We start from the raw sequence: 19434 nt of genomic DNA, 5'->3' as shown, positions 1-19434 counted from the left end.
GTTATTTTGCATCTTTATTTATTTTTACAGCGGGCGAGGCAGAGAAATTAACGTCATACACTCTTATGGCATCTGTCTTGTCGTTAGGGATAAACCTAAGTTGGAAGGGTTTAATTTTACGCTCCAAGAAGATGTCCTTATGCGTTGAGAGATCCTTAGCTATAGAGTCCATTCGTCTGCCAATTTCATATCTGTCATCGTTTTTTACAGTGTTTAGTGAGAACTTCGACTCAAAGTTTCTGACATACTCCTTCATGTAATTGTAGTCATCATCGTTGCGCTCTTTCATCACCATCAGCCACACCTGCTCATAACGCGATGGCGGCGTGAGCTGATAGGTTACGTCAATATGGTTGGGGAAGATGTGATATCCGCTCCTTTTGAAACCTTTATCATACCAAAGAGCTTCCATGTTTAGGGTGACATGAGTGTCGAAGCTAAAGGTTTTGTCATTGTGTTTTACCTTCCATATCCAACTGTGCCCTACAATGAAAGTGGAGTGGTAAGACGGCTTGACCACGTCGTGTTGCCAGATGTCTGAGCCAAATTTTTTTATAATTTTAGGCTGTTGTGTGATGGCGTATGACCATTGTGGGCTGATGGCGTCTTTTCCTAATTTGAAGTCGGTGCTAATGTCGGGAATTGTTCGTGTTACCGAGTTTGTCATGTCCAGTCCGCCCTTTATTTCAGGATTCAGAAACGCCACACTGAGCGACATGTGTGTGGTTTGGGTGTAGGTGGTGCTACCCTTGTCTATTTGAGTTGGAGATATGTCTTTTATGCTTGCGCTACCGTCAGAAAACTTCACGTTTGTAGACAGATCTTTAAGATATGGCCAGTGAGCATATATTGTTTTGCTGGGATTCTTAGCATAAGTAAGGCTTTCAATAACCGCTTCTCTCACTCCCCAAGATGTCCACTTCTTCTTGTCATCGTATGCGAAATTAAACTGGTCGTTGGTGCAGACAATTTCCTGTTGGAGGAGATAATAGTCGTAGCCTTTGGTGTCGTTCACAGCCCAAACGTTATATTGCAGTTTCATGATGGCACGCTTGTGTCCAGTTCTTGTGACCATAGCATATTCAAACTGGTCGGTTGTGCTGATGTTGTCGTATATTTCTTGTGGGCCGTTAGCTTGCTGTGCCATGAGTAGGCGTCCTTTCGCCATACGTTCCTTGTTATCGTCACGTCGGTCAAGCCATTCTGCAGTCTCGTCGGCAAGCTTACCATAGAGATAATCTGTAGGTGGGTTGTTGGCATTCTCCTTTTCCTGCTCGGTGACATCGGTTACAGCGTGTTTCATATCGCCGCGTAAAGCTAAAAGGTCGAAAAGAATGTCGTTGCTGTCGATGTTGTCGGTCATGGCTGGAGAAAAATCCTTGTTTTCTTTAAACATAAGTAACAGTCGATGAAAAGCGCGGAAGCCCACATCATTGAATGTTAGTTCTTGGTTTTTGTACATCGACAATGCCGTGTCTTTCAGTTTCACAGCCATTGTTTTTAGTACCGCTTTTGTTGGCTGGCAAATAACCAAGTTTCCTCCACGTGCCACGAGAAGAGCCATGTTACGATAATCGAGGTCTGTAAGTGTTGCCACGCTGTTGTTGTCTACAATAAATGTCTGAACGCTTGCGTCCATAACCTCTGCCACGTCTTGCAAACGTTTGACGAGAGCCTTTCCGCTATGCCTATAGTTGCCAGCAACAACATAGGTTCGTAGGTACGATTTCACCTTCATCTCGTCGATGGTGGGTGTGGAATCATCGTTGTCATCGACAAACACTACATCATCTTCGCCTCCACCTTCAGCAATATTTTCGTCATTGCTACATGCGCAGAAAACAAAAGAAAAGAAAAATGCCATAGCTGCACATAGTGCGAAGCAATGGTCGATGGTTTTGTGTTGATTGTTCATAATGTAAATTTTTTAGAGATTATTTGAATTGTTGTTCTATTTTTCTTGGTGACAAATTTAGCTTTTAAATAAATATTTATCAAATCAAACTACCCTAAAATATAGTCAAAAGACTTTGCATCTTTAATTTTTACACGTCAAAAAAAGGCAAAACGCTATTTTTTTACTAAATTTGCAGCTATAAGTAGGTGTTAAAACTAAAAAACTAAACATAACTATTATGAACATAATAAAAGTTAAAGAGAAATCATTGCTTAACCAACGTAGGCAACGCTTGGCTGTGTGGTATGTGCCTATACTTGTGTTAGGCGCTCTGTCTGATTTGTTAGAGCTATCTGGTTCATTCGATATTTTCTATAAATTCACCAACAGCATATTGTTGTTGCTAACCTTACTGTGGTCCACATGTTACATTGTCAAGAAGATGAGCATCTTGCGCACAGTGTCGCTTCTCTCTTCTACAACACAGGTGCTCATAAGCATAGACACTGTATATTGTGCTTTCACACCCGCGGTGCCTCACACACAAATGGTGATTCTTGTAAACATCCTTATTCTCACAGCCAACACCATGTTTTCGGTCGCCACCTATCAGGGCATAACAATCTTGACCAATGTGGTCATTTCTATCGTCACCTTCTTTGTGTGTATGCTATTCACCAACGGTCACGACTTCCAGCAATATGCCGTTATGGTGTTGCTTGTATTTGCTTATATAGGCATACTTGGCTTACACATTGCCCGTATATCCGAGCAGTTGCAGGACGAAAACGAGACAATAAAACAAGAGGAGGAAGAGCTTATGCATGTGCTGCGGCTAAACAAGGAACAGCTTAAGTTGTATATAGAATTGGCTAAAAAGGAGCAAAGCGAGGATGAGACACTTCTTATTCTTAATAAATTTAGCGAGAAGACCCAAAAATATGTTGTCGATAATGTTATGAAATATGTGAAAGCGCAAGCGACAACGAGCAAACAAATAGAGGAGAGTTTCCCTGAGCTCTCTTCATCTGAACGTGACATTGTGCAACTGATATTGAGAGGATATAAATTAGGTAGCATCTGCACGATGCTGAACAAATCAGAATCGAACATCAATACACAACGAGCTAACATACGACGCAAACTAAGGTTGCAGTCTGCAGACAATCTTAATGATGCGCTACAAAAACGGATGATGAAAATAGAATAGTCAAGAGGTGGAAACAAAAAAGGAAGCTATCATGATAGATAAGCTTCCTTTTATATTGTTATGCTCAGCATGAGCATTAACGCCCATTGCGCCTTTACTTCGTAGCAAACTTAAAGCTACGGAAGTAAACCTTTAGGTCTTCGCCCGACGTATTGGTAAGTCGTAGCTTCTTTGCCTTTAGTCCGTCAATCTCGTGTCCTGCGTTCACCAAGGTCTTATTGCGCTTGTTCATACTTAGGCTTATAGGCTGCCATATACCGTTTGTCATAACCTCGAGCTTGAACTTGTCGGCAATGTTCTCAACGTCAAAGTTGAAGTCCATACCATTGAGCATAACCACGTGTTCGGTTTCAATCTCAACGAAGCCGTCCTTTTGCCAGTTGATAACCTCGTTGGATGGAGCCACATTCACATTAGTGTTCTTGATGCTTATAGGCAGCAAGCGCAACTGCTCTACGTTGCTCGTCAGCTTATACGGCATATATTCTGCCACGTTAGAGAGGTTTGTGCCGTTCTGCTTGTTGTAGTTGTCTACAGCCAGAGTAAATAGCTTGTGCAGTGTAGGCAGCATCACCTTTGTGCCTACCTTTATGCCTGGTTGCAAGGCATGGCGAACGTCAGAGTTTTCAAGCTCAAACATCTGCTCTTGTATAGATTTGGCTTGCTGATAGAGATTGTTGAAGTTGATAATATTATTGCCCTGATTCATCATTACAACCGTAGTACCATAGTCGGCAAGATTCTTTGCTTGCAGCAACCACGGACGCAACTCGCGTATAAGTTCCTTGTTACTCTTGTCGGCAAGCAACAGGTCGCAAGCGTTCTTCAGTTGTATGCACTTAGTGTTAATCTCCTCAATAGCCTTGCTGTCGCCTTTCACAGCTGCAGCAGCTATATCCTTAAGCTCTTCACCTTCCTCGCGACGGAACCCGTGTCCATTTTGTCCAAGGTCCTTATTATAAAGGGCAAATGTGCGAAGTGCTTCGGTATTGCCAGGAAGAAGGTCTTCTATGCCCTTTAGCCAATCGGTCTTGGCATCATAAGCCTTCATGTTCCAAGTATAGTCGGCTATACCATAAAGCGAAACCTTGGAAGCCTCGGCATGTTCCATAGGGTTAGATACAAATCCAGACACGTCGCTTGCAATGTCTTTGCCGTTGCCATAGGCTGGACCAAGAAGTATATGGTCTCTAACAAAGTCGCTCACAGGGAAGTTCCACCAAATGTAAGCCTTACGGTCAATTCTGCTGTTAATCCATTGCATCGACTCCTTGTCTATGCAATGCACAACCGAATTGCCTGTCCACATTATCCGTATGTCCTTATTCATCTTTGTGCCAAGTGTGCGCAGATAACCCTTCTCGTCGTTGGCCCATGCTTTGTTGTATTCGGTAGGACACATTATAAGAGGCGATATGTCCTTATGTCGGTTGATGAAGTTGTTGTCAACATAGTTCAGCAGTTCGGCTTGTTTGTCGGCCTTAGCGCCTTCTCCCCAGATGTCATCAAAGAAAACGGCGAACGAGCGTATGCCAAGAGCGTACATCATCTCAAGTTTGTTGATAAGATTGTCGCGGTCTTCGTTGTTCCACTTTATGTCCACTCCTGGGTGAATTGCCCAATAGAAGTTTACACCATTCTTCTTGGCTACCTCGTTTAGTTCTTTTATGCGGTTGCCCTCTTCTGTAGGATAAGGCTTGCGCCATTGGTCGCGGTGATAAGGATCGTCCTTTGGACCGTAGATGTAAGTGTTCATCTTGTTGCGTCCATAAAAGGCTATCTGGCTAAGACGTGCTTGATGGCTCCACGGTGTGCCATAGAAACCCTCCACAGTACCGCGGAAGTCTACGTCAGGCCAGTCGGCTACGGTGCCAGTTTCAAGTTTGCCTTTGGCAATAGAGCCAAGGAAAGTCTGTACACCATAAAAGAGTCCTTCCTCGTCGTTACCTATTATTATAGCACCCTTGTCGTTTATGCTGAGCCAGTAGCCTTCTGCCTTTTTAGGCAAATGCTTGGCGTATGCCTTGACACACTTGTCGCCTTTTATGCCGAGTGTGATTGTGTACTTTGCATTAGATTCCACCCTAATGCCATTCTTCAGGGCAGCTACGGCAAACGAATTGTCACGATTGTTGCTTGTCTTAATATTAACGCATTGTGGCAACTGTGCAAACCCAGTGCTTTGTATATTCTGCGGCACCGGGTTTACAAGTTTAAACTGTGCTTTGGCTGGCATTGTACCAGCCAAAGCAAGAGCGGAGATAATTCCGATAGTCAGTTTGTTCATTTTATGTAATGTTGTTTGTTAGTAGAGTATGGGTTTTACTTGTTCTTATCAGCCTCTTTCAACATCTCCTCTATAGCTTTCTTCAGCTGTCGGTCGTTGCCAGAGAGGTAGTCTTCAGGTGTATTGTACACCACGATATCTGGATTTAGCTGAGTATTCTCGCCGTATATGCCGTCAAGAGTTCTGCATCCCACTTGCGGAATACCGTAAACCATAGTCGGATCTATCATCTTCTCCCACCAAACGGCAGTCATGGTTCCTGCTACAGGAGCACCAATAAGCTTGCCTATGCCAAGTGTCTTGTATACCATTGGGAACCCATGTCCATTGCTGTAGTCGTCTTCACAAATAAGCACACACGATGGTTTAGTCCACTTGTTGAATGGGTCTCGACCAATATATTTGCCTTGTGGAACAAAGTTTTGATATTCCTTGCCACTGAGCAAAGTGCAAAGGTCATCGTGTAGCCATCCGCCTCCGTTGTGTCGTTCGTCTACGATAACCGCCTCGCGGTTGCGGTTGCGCTCGCTAAGCAGTTCGCTATAAACATCGCGGAAGCTCTTGCTGTTCATTGCTCTAACGTGCACGTAAGCCAGACGTCCGTTAGACAGACTGTCTACAAGCTTGCGGTTGCGCTCTACCCAACGCTTATACAAGAGGTCGGTAAGTGCGCCTTTAGATATGCCCTTTACCACAACATCGAATGTCTTGCCGCCCTTAGCCTTGCTTACAGTAAGGCGTATTGGCTTGCCAATCTTGCCATCCAGCAACGGGAAATAGTCCATACCAGTGGTTATGTCGGTACCGTCAATCTTTTGGATTATGCAACCAGGCTTGATGTCGGTATTCTTTACAGAGCAAGGACCATTGTTCACCACCTCCTTAACCTTTAGTCCGTCGCCTTCATAGCTCTCGTCGTAGAACAGTCCAAGGTTAGCTGTCTGAAGCGAAGCCCAGCTTCCACTGTATCTTGCACCAGTGTGTGATGCGTTAAGCTCGCCTAACATCTCGCTCAACATTTCCTGGAAGTCGTAGTTGTTGTTGATGTACGGCAAGAAGCGCTCGTAGTTTTTGCGGTATCCGTCCCAATCCACTCCATGCAGATTGGCAACATAGAACTTGTCCTTAATCTGTCTGTACACATGGTCGAACATATAAGCACGCTCGTCGTAAGGCTTATAGTTGAATGTAGCCTCAAAGTCCACGTTCTTCATCGATCGTCCGGATGTGTCAAACTTCTTTATGTTGCCGCCACTTAGGAAGTATAGATTCTTATAGTCCTTATCAAATGTCATTGAGCCACCACCAACATTCTTGCTTATAATCTCGGTGCGACTCTCCAGTAGGTTGTGACGCCACAAGTCGTATCCGCCCTCAAACGCAGCCTTGTAGTATAGATTTTCGCCATCCTTATCAAGTATAGCGTCGCCAAGGTTAGACGAGTTTACGGTGAGTCGTATTATACGGTCGCGACAATTGTCAAGGTCAAGCTTCAGAGGTTCCACTTCTGCAGGCTTCGGATTGTCCTCGTTCTTCTTTTCATCCTTTTCCTTTTTCTCTTCCTCTTTCTTTTCCTTCTTCGTCATGTTCTCCTTGGCAAGCTGTCGCTCCTCCTTTGTCATTTGAAACTTTTCCATAGCGTCCAAGTCGAAGAACATGATGTAAGCATCGTACTCAGCACCCCAACTGCCGTGACTGCGGTATCCGGCGCGGTCGCTACTGAATAGCATTGCTTTGCCATCAAGTACCCAACGTGCATTGCCGTCGCTATAGCCACTGTTTGTAAGGTTGTGTATATTGCCGTTACCTGATGCGTCTACCAAGGCTATGTCGGTATTGTTCCATCCGCCATTGCCCATATACGATGCAAGCAGCCATTTGCTGTCTGGACTCCACGAGAAGTCGATGTCGCCATCACTATAAGAGTAGAGATACTTGCCGTCCATCGCCGTGCGCACCTTACCGCTCTTTATGTTGATAATACGCAGTGTGCTGCGATTCTCCCAAAAGGCAATCTCCTTGCCATCCGGACTGTATTGCGGACATAGGGAAGTACTGTCTGATTTTGTAATTCTTTCCTCTACCAACTCAGTAGCATATGCAAACTGTTTCTCGTCCTTATTCTTGATAGACGTTGTGTAGATCTGCCACAATCCATTGCGTTCTGAGTCGTAGGTTATGGTACGTCCATCGGGAGCAAAATCGATGTTGCGCTCTTGTTCAGGTGTATCTGTTATCTGTTTGGTTGTGCGATATTCGATATTAGTAACGTACACATCGCCGTGCAGAACAAAAGCTATCTCCTTACCATTAGGCGACAGCTTGATGTTGCTTGCGCCAGATCGCTGTATCTGTCTAATAAGATGCTTGCCCTCGTTGTCGGCAGTAATGCGTATGTTTAGTTTCTTGGGCTGTTCGCCTTCGCGCACTGTGTATATCTCTCCATCGTATCCGTAGCACAGCATACCATTTGAGGCAGCCGATAGAAAACGCACAGGATTCTTCTCGTGTTTTGTTATCTGTGTGTCCTTGCCTTCGAGGGTGCGGCGGTATACATTGAATGTGCCGTCAAGCTCGCTAAGATAGTAGAACGATTTGCCGTCGGCAGCCCATACAGGGTCGCGGTTTTCGCCGTTGAAGGTAGTAAGTTGCTTAAACTTGTCGCCGCTTTTAAGCCATATGTCACGTGTTATAGGCGAGCGGTGATGCTTGCGCCACTGGTCCTCATAACCCTTGTTGTTCATATACAGCACGTCACCCTTGTCGTTGATGTCAAGAGCATCCATTGTTATTTCAGAGAATAGTTGTGGACGTCCACCCTCTATTCCTACGGTGTAGACTTGTGCAAACGATCCACTGTAGATAATGGATTGGGCAGTAGGCATAACGTCTGCCTTGAACATTACAGTTTTGTCGTTAAGCCAACGCAATGGTAGCTCGCTTCCACTGTTTGTGGTCAGTCGGCGAGGTATACCACCATTTGCATCCATCACCCATACGTCCATACTGCCCTCGCGATTGGATGCAAAGGCAATATGTCGGCTGTCTGGACTCCATATCGGATATGAGTCGAACGCAGCATTTGATGTAATTTGTTTTGCTGTTCCGCCTTCAATAGGCACTGTGAATATATCGCCACGATAGGCAAAAGCTACTGTCTTTCCGTCTGGCGAAATGGCAGGATGGCGCAACCATAGCGGATTGTCTTCTGCCATAGCAGCAAGACCGCAAGATGCGAGGAGTGTTGCTAAAAAGAGTCTTCTCATCGTTGTTGATTTTATGTTCGTGATGTTTGTTTAATTGTTTATATTTGGTTGTTTAATTGTCTATAATAGATAGGGTTTTGTTATGTTTTGCAAACTTACATAAAAAAGTCGAATTAAACGCTAAATAACGGCAAGAAAGTACAGCTGTTGTTGTGATATTTCTTTATAACTTTTCGCTGAAGTCCTCCGAAGGGCTTAAAAAGAGCTATGTATTGGTTTTTATAATATTTATCCTGCACAGCTTTATTGGAGAAATTACATAAAATGCCTTAACCAATAACGATTATAGCAAAATTTAATGTATATTTGTAGCAAAATTCATGGTTTTTCGGTATCAGCAAGTATGTTGTATAACTTCTGATAATAAAATATTATTTGAATATGGGCATAAGTAAAGAATTAACAGAAGAGGACATCAAGTTCCGCTATATCAACGAAGCCATCACAAGCAAGGGATGGTCAAAGGATAGTATATTCATGGAACAGAAGGTTAAATTTACTGACGGTAAAATTAGCCTTCATGGTAATCTTGTGCATAGAGAGAAGCCTAAGTATGCCGATTATGTGCTTTATGCAAATAAGGCAACACCCATTGCTATTGTAGAAGCAAAGGATGCCAATCATTCTGTATCTCATGGCTTGCAACAAGCCATGACTTATGCCCAAATGTTTGATGTGAAGTTTGCATACAGTTCAAATGGTGAAGGTTTTGCCGAACATGACTTCTTGACAGGCAAGGAGCGCACTTTTGCCATGGACGAGTTTCCTACAAAAGAAGAACTTATCGAAAGATATAAAAGTGAAGCTAACGATGGCAATGGACTTAATGAGCAAGAGCTGGCTGTTATTGAGCAACCTTTCTGCACAGGTCAGAACATTTTTCCGCCACGATATTATCAGCGCAATGCAGTAAACCGCACAGTTAATGCCATTGCGAAAGGACAAAACCGTGTGCTCCTTGTTATGGCAACTGGCACAGGCAAGACATATACTGCTTTTCAGATTGTATGGCGTTTGCTTCACAGTAAATTAAAGAAAAAAGTATTGTATCTTGCCGACCGCAACATATTGGTTGACCAATCCATACAGCAGGACTTCAAGCCATTAGAAAAGGTAACACACAAGATAGATTACTCAAAAGACAAGAATCACTTGGAAGAATTGGGCTCTTATCAAGTATTTTTTGCCCTCTATCAACAGTTGATTGGACAGAATGATGCCAAAAACTATAAGGAGTTGTTCCCTAATCCAGAATATTTTGACCTTGTTATCGTTGATGAGTGTCATAGAGGCAGTGCAAAGGATGATAGCAACTGGCGTGATATTTTAAAATACTTTTCTTCGGCTACTCATATTGGTATGACTGCCACACCTAAAGAAACAAAGTACCAGTCAAGTATTGGCTACTTTGGTGAGCCTATATATACATACAGTCTTAAAAACGGAATTGAGGACGGTTTCCTTGCTCCTTTTAAGGTAATCAACATCACAACCAACATTGGCGATGAGTGGAGACCGACAAAGGGACAAAAAGATATAAACGGTAACGAGATAGAAGACCGTATTTATAACAACAGCGACTATGATTATAACATTGTTATAGAAGACCGTATAAGGGAAGTTGCGCAAGAGATAACCAACTATCTGAAAAGTACAGATCGCATGGCTAAGACCATTGTGTTCTGTGCTGATGAAACTCATGCGGAACGTATGCGTATGGCTTTGGCTAATGCCAATGCTGATATGTGTAAGAAAAATCCCGACTATGTGGTTCGTATAACAGGTAGTGATGAATACGGGAAAAGTAAATTAGATTACTTTATTTCTGTTTCTTCTAAATACCCTGTCATAGCGACAACAAGTAAGTTGCTTTCAACTGGTGTTGATTGCAAAATGACAAAACTGATAGTTCTTGACCAACAAATCGGCTCTATGACAGAGTTCAAACAGATAATTGGTCGTGGCACTCGTCTTCGTGAGAAAGAAGGAAAGACATACTTTACTGTAATGGACTTCCGCAACGTAACACGATTGTTTGCTGACCCTGATTGGGACGGACCGATTGAGATAGATCCTAACTATCCACCCAAACATAAAGAGCCAAAACAATATGTATTTCCAAATGAAGTAGACGAACCTAAAGGCTCGAAAGAGCCAGACCCCGAATCACGACCAAAACCGATTGTTGACAAAGACGGTTGCCAAGTTATGGTTATTAACAAGGTTGTTTCTGTCTATGATACAAATGGCAAGTTGCTTCGTACGGAAAGCATTACTGACTATACAAAGAAGAGTATTGTTGATACATACGCAACGATTGACACGTTCACTACCAAGTGGCAAGAGACCAAGAAAAAGTCGGACATCTCTGAAATGCTCAAAGAAAGTGGTATCGACCTTGCGTCATTGAAGCACGATCAAGACATGGACAATGTTGACGATTTCGATTTCATCTGTCATATAGCCTATGGCAAGAAAACGCTTACACGACATGAACGTGCCGAGCAGGTGAAGAAGCGTGATATATTCAGCAAGTATGGCGAACAGGCACGACTTGTGCTTGAAGCCTTGTTGGATAAGTACACCAAGGAAGGTGTGTCAGAATTGGAAAGCCTTACTGTTCTTGAAAATGACCCTTTCCGCAAACTTGGCTCCAAGGCAAACATTGTGAAATTCTTTGGTGGAAAGCAAGGTTATCTTGACGCCGTGAAGGAACTGGAGCAAAACATATATAGTATAGCATAAAGTAAAAACAAAATATGAGCTTATCAAATTTCGTAAAACGAGTACGCAATATAATGCGCAATGATGCCGGTATCAACGGTGATGCGCAACGTATAGAACAAATGGCGTGGATGCTGTTCTTGAAAGTCTATGACGAGAAAGAGAATGATTGGGAGTTGGACGATGATGATTACAAGTCTATTATTCCAGAAGAATGCCGTTGGCGTAACTGGGCGCATGACGATGGAAGCGGTAATGCCTTGACTGGTGATGAGCTGCTTTCGTTTGTCAACAACACATTGTTTGTGGAACTCAAGAATATAGATGTAACACCTGATACGCCAATTCGTCAAGCTATTGTAAAGACAACCTTTGAGGATGCCAACCAATATATGAAAGATGGTGTTCAGCTTCGTCAAGTGCTGAATGTGATTGACGGGTTGAACCTTGGTGATTATGAGGAAAGCCATGCTTTTGGTGAGATATACGAGACAATCCTAAAAGAAATGCAGTCGGCAGGTTCATCTGGAGAGTTCTACACCCCAAGAGCCTTGACCGAATTTATGGCAGAGATAGTCAATCCGCAGATTGGTGAGAAAATGGCAGACTTCGCTTGTGGTACAGGAGGTTTCATCACAAGTTGGTTGGGTGAATTGGACAAGAAGGTAAAGACTGCTGAAGACCGCAAAGAGTACAATCAGTCTGTATTTGGCATAGAAAAGAAACAATTCCCATATATGCTGTGCGTAACAAATCTGTTGCTTCATGGCATAGATACACCATTGGTATATCACGACAACTCGCTTACAAAAGATGTTCTCAATTATACAGACGAGGACAAGTTTGATGTTGTGTTGATGAATCCACCATACGGAGGTAATGAGAAGGCTGATGTCAAGTCACATTTCCCTTCTGATATGCGAAGCAGCGAGACAGCTGACTTGTTCATGGTGCTTATCATGTATCGTTTGAAGAAGAATGGTCGTGCAGCAGTCATTGTTCCAGATGGATTCCTGTTTGGAGCGGACAACACAAAGATAGCAATCAAGACCAAGCTGCTCAGAGATTTTAATTTGCATACAATTATCCGTTTGCCAGGCAGCATCTTTGCGCCTTATACTTCGATTGCTACCAACATTCTGTTCTTCGACAATACCAGTGCAGATGATGCTCCAGAAGGTTATTCTACAAAGGAAACGTGGTTCTATCGCCTCGATATGCCGGAGGGTTACAAGCATTTCTCCAAGACAAAATCAATGAAGTCAGAGCATTGCGATCCTATCCGTGAATGGTGGAACGACCGTAAGGAAATTATCATTGCCGATGGAGATGAGAAATCATGCTGCTATCCTGTACAAGAGTTGATTGATTCTGATTGCAACTTCGACTTGTGTAAGTTCCCGAAAGAGGATGAGGAGATTTTGCCTCCAGCCGAACTGCTTGCCGACTATTTCAAGAAGCGCAAGGCTCTTGATCATGAGATTGATAAGACATTGGCTGAGATACAGCGTATTTTGGGAATTAAAATAAACATTGAAGAATAATACAATGAAGGATTTAACCGTATCAAAGATAGAAAGGCTAAACGTGTTGAACAACCGTTTTGCAATAGAAAAGATACAAAAGACATTGGACATTACTGGTATGATGTTTGATGGAGAATACCGTTTTACGAAAAAAATGGTGGCCGATTTCTATGAAGTTGAAGAAAGAACAATTGAAAGATATCTTGAGAATTTCGGTTCTGAATTATCTGGCAATGGATATGTTTTATGTAAAGGTAAACGCCTGAAAGACTTAAAGTTACAATTTGCTCCCGTCATCAATGTCGGGAGCAAAACTACACAACTCGGTTTGTTCAACTTCCGTTCGTTCCTAAATATTGGTATGTTGCTTACGGAGAGTGAAAAAGCGAAGGCTTTGCGTAGTACCATTTTGGATCTTGTGATAGCTACGATAAATGAGAAAACAGGTGGCGGAACAAAATATATCAATCGCCGTGATGTGAACTATATTCCAGCAGCTATTACTGAAGAGAACTATCGGAAGAACCTAACCTCCGCAATGAGCCAATGTGTGGGTGGACACAAAACCTACAAATATGCACAAGTAACAGACTGGATATACGAAGCTGTGTTCAAGGAAAATGCCAAAGAATACAGAAGGGTTCTTTCTCTTGACTCCAAGGATAATGTGCGCCATACCCTCTATGCCGAAGTGTTGCTTGTCATATCTTCATTTGAGAATGGTATTGGTGCTGTTATACAGCAGCAATACAAGGAAAATGGAGGTAGATTGTTATCAATGGACGAGGTAAAACAAATTGTTGACGACTTGGCAGAACATCCGATGCAAAAGCCTTATCTTAATGATGCTCGTACCAAGATGGCTTCTCGTGATTTCAGCTTTCGTGATGCCTATCATGGCAATATAGCCGAATACCTCAGATCGGTAACACCAGAAGAATTTGAACGTTTTATTGGAGACCAGTCAATAGATTTTGACAGAATTCTTGAAGATAACAAGGATGTCTTGAAAAGATTAAAGCAGGCAGATAATGAATGAGGAAGTAAAATACATCAGTTACGAAGAGGCCATAAGCGTTTATGCTAAGATGATAGATGCAAGTGATGGTGGCTTCGATGGAGTCAGAGATGAAGGGGAAATACGAGCTGCTCTTGAGTTTGTACAGAACGATATGTATTATCCGAATTTCTCCGATAAACTTTGCTCTCTTGTATACAAGTTCTGCTCTGGTCATTATTTCAATGACGGCAACAAACGTATAGCCTTGACGCTCGGAGCATACTTCCTTTACAAAAATTCATACTTCTGGCAAGCTACAATATTCATGCGACAAATGGAGTCTATCGTCTATCATGTGGCAGCATCAAATATCGACAAAGACTTGCTTCTCCGCATAATGACTTGTTTCATGAATGGTGAGGATTACGATGAGGAATTGAAAATTGACATTGCCAATGCGATGAGTAAAGGGGAGTTAGGTGTCAGAGGTGAGGACTATGAATAATTTATGAATTTGCTAACCAGTGGTTAGCAAATTCGCAAAGTAAAGAACAATGAACGGAAAACAATTAAAGAATAGCATATTACAATGGGCGATACAAGGCAAACTTGTACCGCAGGATCCTAATGACGAACCTGCAAGCGTTTTGCTTGATAAGATTCGCCAAGAGAAAGAACGCTTAATCAAAGAGAAGAAAATCAAGCGTGACAAGAACGCATCCATTATCTACCGTGGTGAGGACAATTCCTATTATGAGAAGATGTCCCACCCAAAATACAAATTTGCATAAACATGGAACATCTGAAAAAGAAATTAAATCAACTTTTAGAAAAGAAAATAGAACTGGATAATTATTTGGGCAAACAATTGCCTAAGGCTATTCTACAAGAGGCTATTCAAGGAAAGCTTGTGCCTCAAATAGCAAAAGAAGGTACTGCCAAAAATTTGTTGGAGCAGATAAGAGCTGAGAAGCAAAAACTCGTCAAAGAAGGCAAGTTGAAGAAGTCTGCCCTCAACGATAGTGTTATCTTCAAGGGTGACGATAACAAGTACTATGAGAAGATAGGAGAGGATACTGTATGTATTGATGATGAAATACCTTTTGATATACCAGTTAATTGGGCATGGGTACGACTTGATGATATTTGCTCTTTTATTCATAGAGGAAAATCACCAAAATACAGTCTAATAAAAAAGTATCCAGTGGTTGCTCAAAAGTGTAATCAATGGTCAGGATTTTCAATAGAAAAGGCAAAATTCATTGAGCCACAGAGTATTTCGTCTTATAAAGAAGAGTATATTTTGCAAGATGTAGATTTGATGTGGAATTCTACTGGATTAGGTACATTAGGGAGAATGGCTATATATTACAAAAAGCTGAACCCTTATGAGTTAGCTGTGGCTGACAGTCACGTTACAGTTATTCGTCCTTACAAACAATATGTCGTTTCTGAGTACCTGTATTATTATTTTGCTAGCAACACTGTTCAATCTGTTATAGAAGATAAATCTGATGGCAGTACAAAACAAAAGGAGCTTTCAACGAAAACCGTCAAAAGCTACCTTGTTCCGCTTCCTCCGATGGAGGAACAAATGCGTATTGTTGAAAAAGTTGAAGAATTAACGCAGTTGCTCAAATAGTTTTTCTATTTGAGCGACAATGCGTTGTTGCTCTTCCTTTGGCGGTAAAGGAAACAACTTGCTTTCCAAATACCCGACGACAATACGCTGTTGGTTTGCAGTTCCTTTAAACGTTGCCTCATCAATGAAATATGGAGACTCTAAGAAATACAACAGATACCATCTACCTATTGTATTTCCATAGGGTCTCAACACTTTCAATTCTGTAGTTCCTGCCCCGATTCCATTAGGTAAGTCATGGAAAATTGCAGACTTCCTGTTTTGAAAGCATGGCGTGATTTTAGCAAAAGCAACGTCACCATTTGCAAAATGAGTAAATCCCTTTTTTATATTTCCCCATTTAACCAAATCAAAAGTGAAATCTGATTTATAGCCTGCACTTACCTTTTCCATTGGAATAAATGCTGCTAAAGTCTCATCCTCAGCCTCATTCTTTGGATTTAATTGAAATACATCACGAATCCTTACCCATTGCCAAGTTTCAGGAATTACAAATGGTATTTCATCAGTTATATCCAAACACTTTTTGCCTATCTGCTCATAATACTTGTTATCGTCACCCTTGAAGATAACACTATCGTTGAGGGCAGACTTCTTCAACTTGCCTTCTTTGACGAGTTTTTGCTTCTCAGCTCTTATCTGCTCCAACAAATTTTTGGCAGTACCTTCTTTTGCTATTTGAGGCACAAGCTTTCCTTGAATAGCCTCTTGTAGAATAGCCTTAGGCAATTGTTTGCCCAAATAATTATCCAGTTCTATTTTCTTTTCTAAAAGTTGATTTAATTTCTTTTTCAGATGTTCCATGTTTATGCAAATTTGTATTTTGGGTGGGACATCTTCTCATAATAGGAATTAATAGAATTTAATGTTCATTCGGAACTGGGTGATATATAATAATATCTTCGAGGTTGTGTCAGGACTTTTTGGTAACGCTGATAGTTAATGTAGCTTGAGTGGTACGGTTCGGAGACGAGGGCACTGAAAAAGTTAGCCCTTTAAGACTTTATTCCACTCTTTTAAATAAAAAAGCAGATTGCATTAAACATTATGTCGGTTTTGCAATCTGCTTTTAATTTGCTTTGATATGGTCTAATATACAGCCTTATAGAGGATGTAGGGCACTTATGTCACAAGTGTATAATTCTTCTAATTATTCTTAGCTTAGTCTCAATATTCTTTTGATATTTACGGCAAATATTGTCATTGCACCTTGCATTTGCATACAATCTAGCCCATACGACAATGCCTTATCATAGCCGTATACCTGTTTTAACTCCGAATTTTTTGCCTCTATCTTGTATCTCTGGCGGGCTATTTCTTTAAATTCTTGTGTCTTCTGAAACTCCAGTTGTCTTTTATGTTCTCCTTTCTTGATAGGTACACTATAGGTCTTGCTTTTAGCTCCATCCTTGTAGCATCCGTTTCTTCGTGAGCAAGTCTTGCATTTATCCACATCAAAGAAATAAGTCATGGATTGATTCCAGTTCCTATTCTTTCCCATTATTACTTTTCTGATTGCCATATGGCCAGCAGGACAAACAAACATGCCTGCATCCTTGTTGTAATCAAAATTGTCTTCACTCTTTCTAAATCCACTACTAATAGACGGATGTAATTTGGACACCAAACGAAATCCCCTCTCTTCATCTTCTGCCAGTTTGAGGTTCTTGCAGCCAGAATATGCGGTATCACCAACAACCGTGTCAACCTCCATTCCGTTCTTTCTGCTTTGCTCAACAAGCTCTTCCAACTGAGGCCCGTCACCCTTCTCGCCAGATGTGACTGTGGCAGCAGTTATGATACGCTCATCACTCATTGCGATGTGAGTCTTGTAACCGAAGAACGACGTGTCTTCTGTCTTATGCCCAACACGTGCGTCTGTATCCTTTGAGGTTGTATAGTGGTCTTCTATGTCCGCAAGCGTCTCCTTTAGCATATTTAGTCGCTGTTTTACTGCGGGCACTTCCGAAAGGCAGGAATCCGAGGTGATATGATTTAGAAGGTCCTTGGTATAATCCAACTCATGAACAAGGTCATCGTCTTCATTCTTAGCCGGAAGTGTTTCCTTTATATTATCATCCATGGCATAAAGCGCCTTGCGGAGTTGCTTCGAACGGAGTTTCAGTATCTCAACTGGTGAATACGGATTTGACCTGGCTTTTGTATGAGTCGAATCTACAATAATAGTCTTTGATGTGATGATTCCTTTCTCTATTGCTATCTCTACAGTTTTTTTGATAAGCAGGTTCATAAGATCCGTGTCTTTCAGGCGTAATCTGCGAAACTTACAAAGACTGCTTGGATTGATAACGCCTTCCTCAGGAGTCATATCAAGAAAATACTTAAACGACATGTCATAACGGGAACGCTCTACAACATCCACGTCAGATATATCGTATATTGTCTTCAATAGAAGATATTTGAACATACGAATGGGCGATTCAGCTGTACGGCCGTTATCAGGACAATATTTATTGACCAGTTCCTGATAGACAAAGCTGAAGTCTATCAGGTTATTAATACGGCGGAGAAGGTTGTCCTGGGGGACGACTATATCATAAAGTGAGCTATATTCACTGAGTGGAAGTTGTTGTTGTGACAGCATAAGTACCTTGGATTTTATTCCTTAAAGGTACAAAAAAATCTGCACATAGCCAAATTATGTGCAGATTATAATTGATAAATATATCGCAAGGGACTTTTTCAGTGCCCTCTTCGGAGACCGTACCTCCTACAGATAATCGCAAGCAACGAGTGTTGGGCAAAGCCCAACCAAACCTCATGTTCTCATCTCACACAAACGAGTCTTCACCCCACTCACATGTTCTCATGTTCTTTTGTCTTTAAACCATGTTCTTCAGTCTTAAAAACCATGTTCTCTTGTCTAAATTCATAAACCTCAGTTTGTATCATTCCAAGTATAGTATGAACCAAGTTTATATATATTTATTAGAATAACATAATGTTTCACTAATAAACAAATAGAGATGGAATTAAACAAATTTGAAGAGTTCCTAAGTCAAGGCAATATGGCTAAGAACACGATTTCGGCATATCTGTATGCCGTGAATGAGTTTTGCTCTCGTCACAAAGAGATAAACAAGAGAAACTTGTTGGTTTACAAGACCTACTTGATAGAGACTTACAAGCCAAAGACAGTAAACCTCCGTATTCAGGCAATGAACAAGTATCTTGTGTTTGCGGGTAAGACAAAACTCCGCTTAAAGTCGGTAAAGGTGCAGCAGCGTAGTTACTTAGAGAATGTCATCAGCAATGCCGACTACACCTTCTTGAAGAATAAGCTGAAGAAAGAAGACAACTTGGAGTGGTACTTTGTTGTGCGTTTCTTGGCTGCTACTGGTGCCAGGGTGAGCGAACTTGTGCAAATCAAGATAGAACATGTACAAGTAGGGTATTACGATATCTATACTAAGGGTGGCAAAATACGCCGTATTTATATCCCAAAGACACTGCGCACAGAAACAGAAAAGTGGTTGCAGACAGTCAATCGCACAAGTGGCTATCTCTTTCTAAACCGCTTTGGCGAGCGTATCACAACAAGAGGCATATCACAACAGTTGAAAAACTATGCCATGAAGTATGGCTTAAACGAGAAAGTGGTTTATCCTCACTCGTTCCGCCATCGTTATGCCAAGAATTTCTTGGAAAAGTTTAACGACATTGCTTTGCTTGCCGACCTAATGGAACATGAAAGCATAGAGACCACACGTATCTATCTGCGAAGAAGCAGTATGGAACAACAAGAAATTGTGGATAAGGTTATCACTTGGTAAGAATCTTAGATATATATATTACTTGCCCATTTAATATATATTACTTTGCCATTTAATATATATTACTTTGTCAAGTGATATATATGCT

13 protein-coding genes are annotated in these 19434 nt (G+C 41.7%); 8 read left to right on the top strand and 5 right to left on the bottom strand.

Features of this window, described 5'->3' with window-relative positions; genetic code table 11:
- Position 1: 1 nt before the first annotated feature.
- The gene (locus C9991_RS12190) at positions 2-1915 is read right to left on the bottom strand and encodes a hypothetical protein (protein WP_106812749.1); all 1914 of its coding nucleotides are present in this window, start codon (positions 1913-1915) and stop codon (positions 2-4) included.
- Between the two features lie 220 nt (positions 1916-2135).
- Here C9991_RS12190 and C9991_RS12185 point away from each other — a divergent pair, with 220 nt between their 5' ends.
- Entirely contained in the window at positions 2136-3107 is a 972-nt protein-coding gene (locus C9991_RS12185; RefSeq protein ID WP_106812748.1) for a helix-turn-helix transcriptional regulator, read from the top strand.
- Between the two features lie 94 nt (positions 3108-3201).
- Here the strand turns inward: C9991_RS12185 and C9991_RS12180 are convergent, their stop codons facing one another.
- Positions 3202-5394 (bottom strand): beta-N-acetylglucosaminidase domain-containing protein, encoded by a 2193-nt coding sequence (locus C9991_RS12180; RefSeq protein WP_106812747.1) that lies wholly within the window; start codon positions 5392-5394, stop codon positions 3202-3204.
- 35 nt (positions 5395-5429) lie between these two features.
- Complete coding sequence (locus tag C9991_RS12175; RefSeq protein WP_106812746.1) at positions 5430-8660, bottom strand: S41 family peptidase; 3231 nt, start codon at positions 8658-8660, stop codon at positions 5430-5432.
- Between the two features lie 381 nt (positions 8661-9041).
- Between C9991_RS12175 and hsdR the strand changes: the two genes are divergently transcribed.
- Genes hsdR through C9991_RS12150 form a run of 6 tightly spaced genes read left to right on the top strand, consistent with a single transcriptional unit; the run spans position 9042 to position 15552 of the window.
- Positions 9042-11405 carry an EcoAI/FtnUII family type I restriction enzme subunit R gene (gene hsdR / locus C9991_RS12170; protein WP_106812745.1) on the top strand — a complete coding sequence of 788 codons (2364 nt, stop codon included), beginning with the start codon at positions 9042-9044 and terminating at the stop codon, positions 11403-11405.
- A gap of 14 nt (positions 11406-11419) precedes the next feature.
- Positions 11420-12928, top strand: a complete 1509-nt coding sequence (locus tag C9991_RS12165) for a class I SAM-dependent DNA methyltransferase (RefSeq protein WP_106812744.1) — start codon at positions 11420-11422, stop codon at positions 12926-12928.
- A 4-nt stretch (positions 12929-12932) separates the two neighbouring features.
- Positions 12933-13949 (top strand): DNA-binding protein, encoded by a 1017-nt coding sequence (locus C9991_RS12160; RefSeq protein ID WP_106812743.1) that lies wholly within the window; start codon positions 12933-12935, stop codon positions 13947-13949.
- Complete coding sequence (locus C9991_RS12155) at positions 13942-14415, top strand: type II toxin-antitoxin system death-on-curing family toxin (protein ID WP_106812742.1); 474 nt, start codon at positions 13942-13944, stop codon at positions 14413-14415. The genes C9991_RS12160 and C9991_RS12155 overlap by 8 nt, the downstream gene beginning before the upstream one ends.
- 49 nt (positions 14416-14464) lie before the next feature.
- Positions 14465-14701, top strand: coding sequence for a hypothetical protein (locus tag C9991_RS17100; protein WP_232823326.1), 237 nt, complete (start codon positions 14465-14467; stop codon positions 14699-14701).
- A 2-nt stretch (positions 14702-14703) separates the two neighbouring features.
- A complete protein-coding gene (locus tag C9991_RS12150) occupies positions 14704-15552 on the top strand; it encodes a restriction endonuclease subunit S (protein WP_232823325.1) in 849 nt (282 codons plus the stop codon).
- On the opposite strand, the gene C9991_RS12145 is transcribed toward C9991_RS12150, so the two are convergent.
- Both C9991_RS12145 and C9991_RS12140 read right to left on the bottom strand, forming a co-directional pair.
- A complete protein-coding gene (locus C9991_RS12145) occupies positions 15532-16356 on the bottom strand; it encodes a restriction endonuclease subunit S (protein ID WP_106812741.1) in 825 nt (274 codons plus the stop codon). The two genes, C9991_RS12150 and C9991_RS12145, sit on opposite strands and share 21 nt — an antisense overlap.
- Positions 16357-16708: 352 nt before the next feature.
- A complete protein-coding gene (locus tag C9991_RS12140; protein ID WP_106810833.1) occupies positions 16709-18157 on the bottom strand; it encodes an IS1182 family transposase in 1449 nt (482 codons plus the stop codon).
- 382 nt (positions 18158-18539) lie between these two features.
- Here C9991_RS12140 and C9991_RS12135 point away from each other — a divergent pair, with 382 nt between their 5' ends.
- A complete protein-coding gene (locus tag C9991_RS12135; RefSeq protein WP_106812740.1) occupies positions 18540-19346 on the top strand; it encodes a tyrosine-type recombinase/integrase in 807 nt (268 codons plus the stop codon).
- The last annotated feature ends 88 nt before the right edge of the window (positions 19347-19434 follow it).

Source organism: Prevotella merdae (assembly GCF_900290275.1).
In the GTDB taxonomy this organism is placed as follows: domain Bacteria; phylum Bacteroidota; class Bacteroidia; order Bacteroidales; family Bacteroidaceae; genus Prevotella; species Prevotella merdae.
This window is presented reverse-complemented; position numbering and strand designations above follow the sequence as displayed.

Excerpts from the sequence above, each read along its gene's own strand:
- C9991_RS12190 (WP_106812749.1), bottom strand. The coding sequence starts at position 1,915 with ATGAACAATCAACACAAAACCATCGACCATTGCTTCGCACTATGTGCA.
- C9991_RS12185 (WP_106812748.1), top strand. The coding sequence starts at position 2,136 with ATGAACATAATAAAAGTTAAAGAGAAATCATTGCTTAACCAACGTAGG.
- C9991_RS12180 (WP_106812747.1), bottom strand. The coding sequence starts at position 5,394 with ATGAACAAACTGACTATCGGAATTATCTCCGCTCTTGCTTTGGCTGGT.
- C9991_RS12175 (WP_106812746.1), bottom strand. The coding sequence starts at position 8,660 with ATGAGAAGACTCTTTTTAGCAACACTCCTCGCATCTTGCGGTCTTGCT.
- hsdR (WP_106812745.1), top strand. The coding sequence starts at position 9,042 with ATGGGCATAAGTAAAGAATTAACAGAAGAGGACATCAAGTTCCGCTAT.
- C9991_RS12165 (WP_106812744.1), top strand. The coding sequence starts at position 11,420 with ATGAGCTTATCAAATTTCGTAAAACGAGTACGCAATATAATGCGCAAT.
- C9991_RS12160 (WP_106812743.1), top strand. The coding sequence starts at position 12,933 with ATGAAGGATTTAACCGTATCAAAGATAGAAAGGCTAAACGTGTTGAAC.
- C9991_RS12155 (WP_106812742.1), top strand. The coding sequence starts at position 13,942 with ATGAATGAGGAAGTAAAATACATCAGTTACGAAGAGGCCATAAGCGTT.
- C9991_RS17100 (WP_232823326.1), top strand. The coding sequence starts at position 14,465 with ATGAACGGAAAACAATTAAAGAATAGCATATTACAATGGGCGATACAA.
- C9991_RS12150 (WP_232823325.1), top strand. The coding sequence starts at position 14,704 with ATGGAACATCTGAAAAAGAAATTAAATCAACTTTTAGAAAAGAAAATA.
- C9991_RS12145 (WP_106812741.1), bottom strand. The coding sequence starts at position 16,356 with ATGGAACATCTGAAAAAGAAATTAAATCAACTTTTAGAAAAGAAAATA.
- C9991_RS12140 (WP_106810833.1), bottom strand. The coding sequence starts at position 18,157 with ATGCTGTCACAACAACAACTTCCACTCAGTGAATATAGCTCACTTTAT.
- C9991_RS12135 (WP_106812740.1), top strand. The coding sequence starts at position 18,540 with ATGGAATTAAACAAATTTGAAGAGTTCCTAAGTCAAGGCAATATGGCT.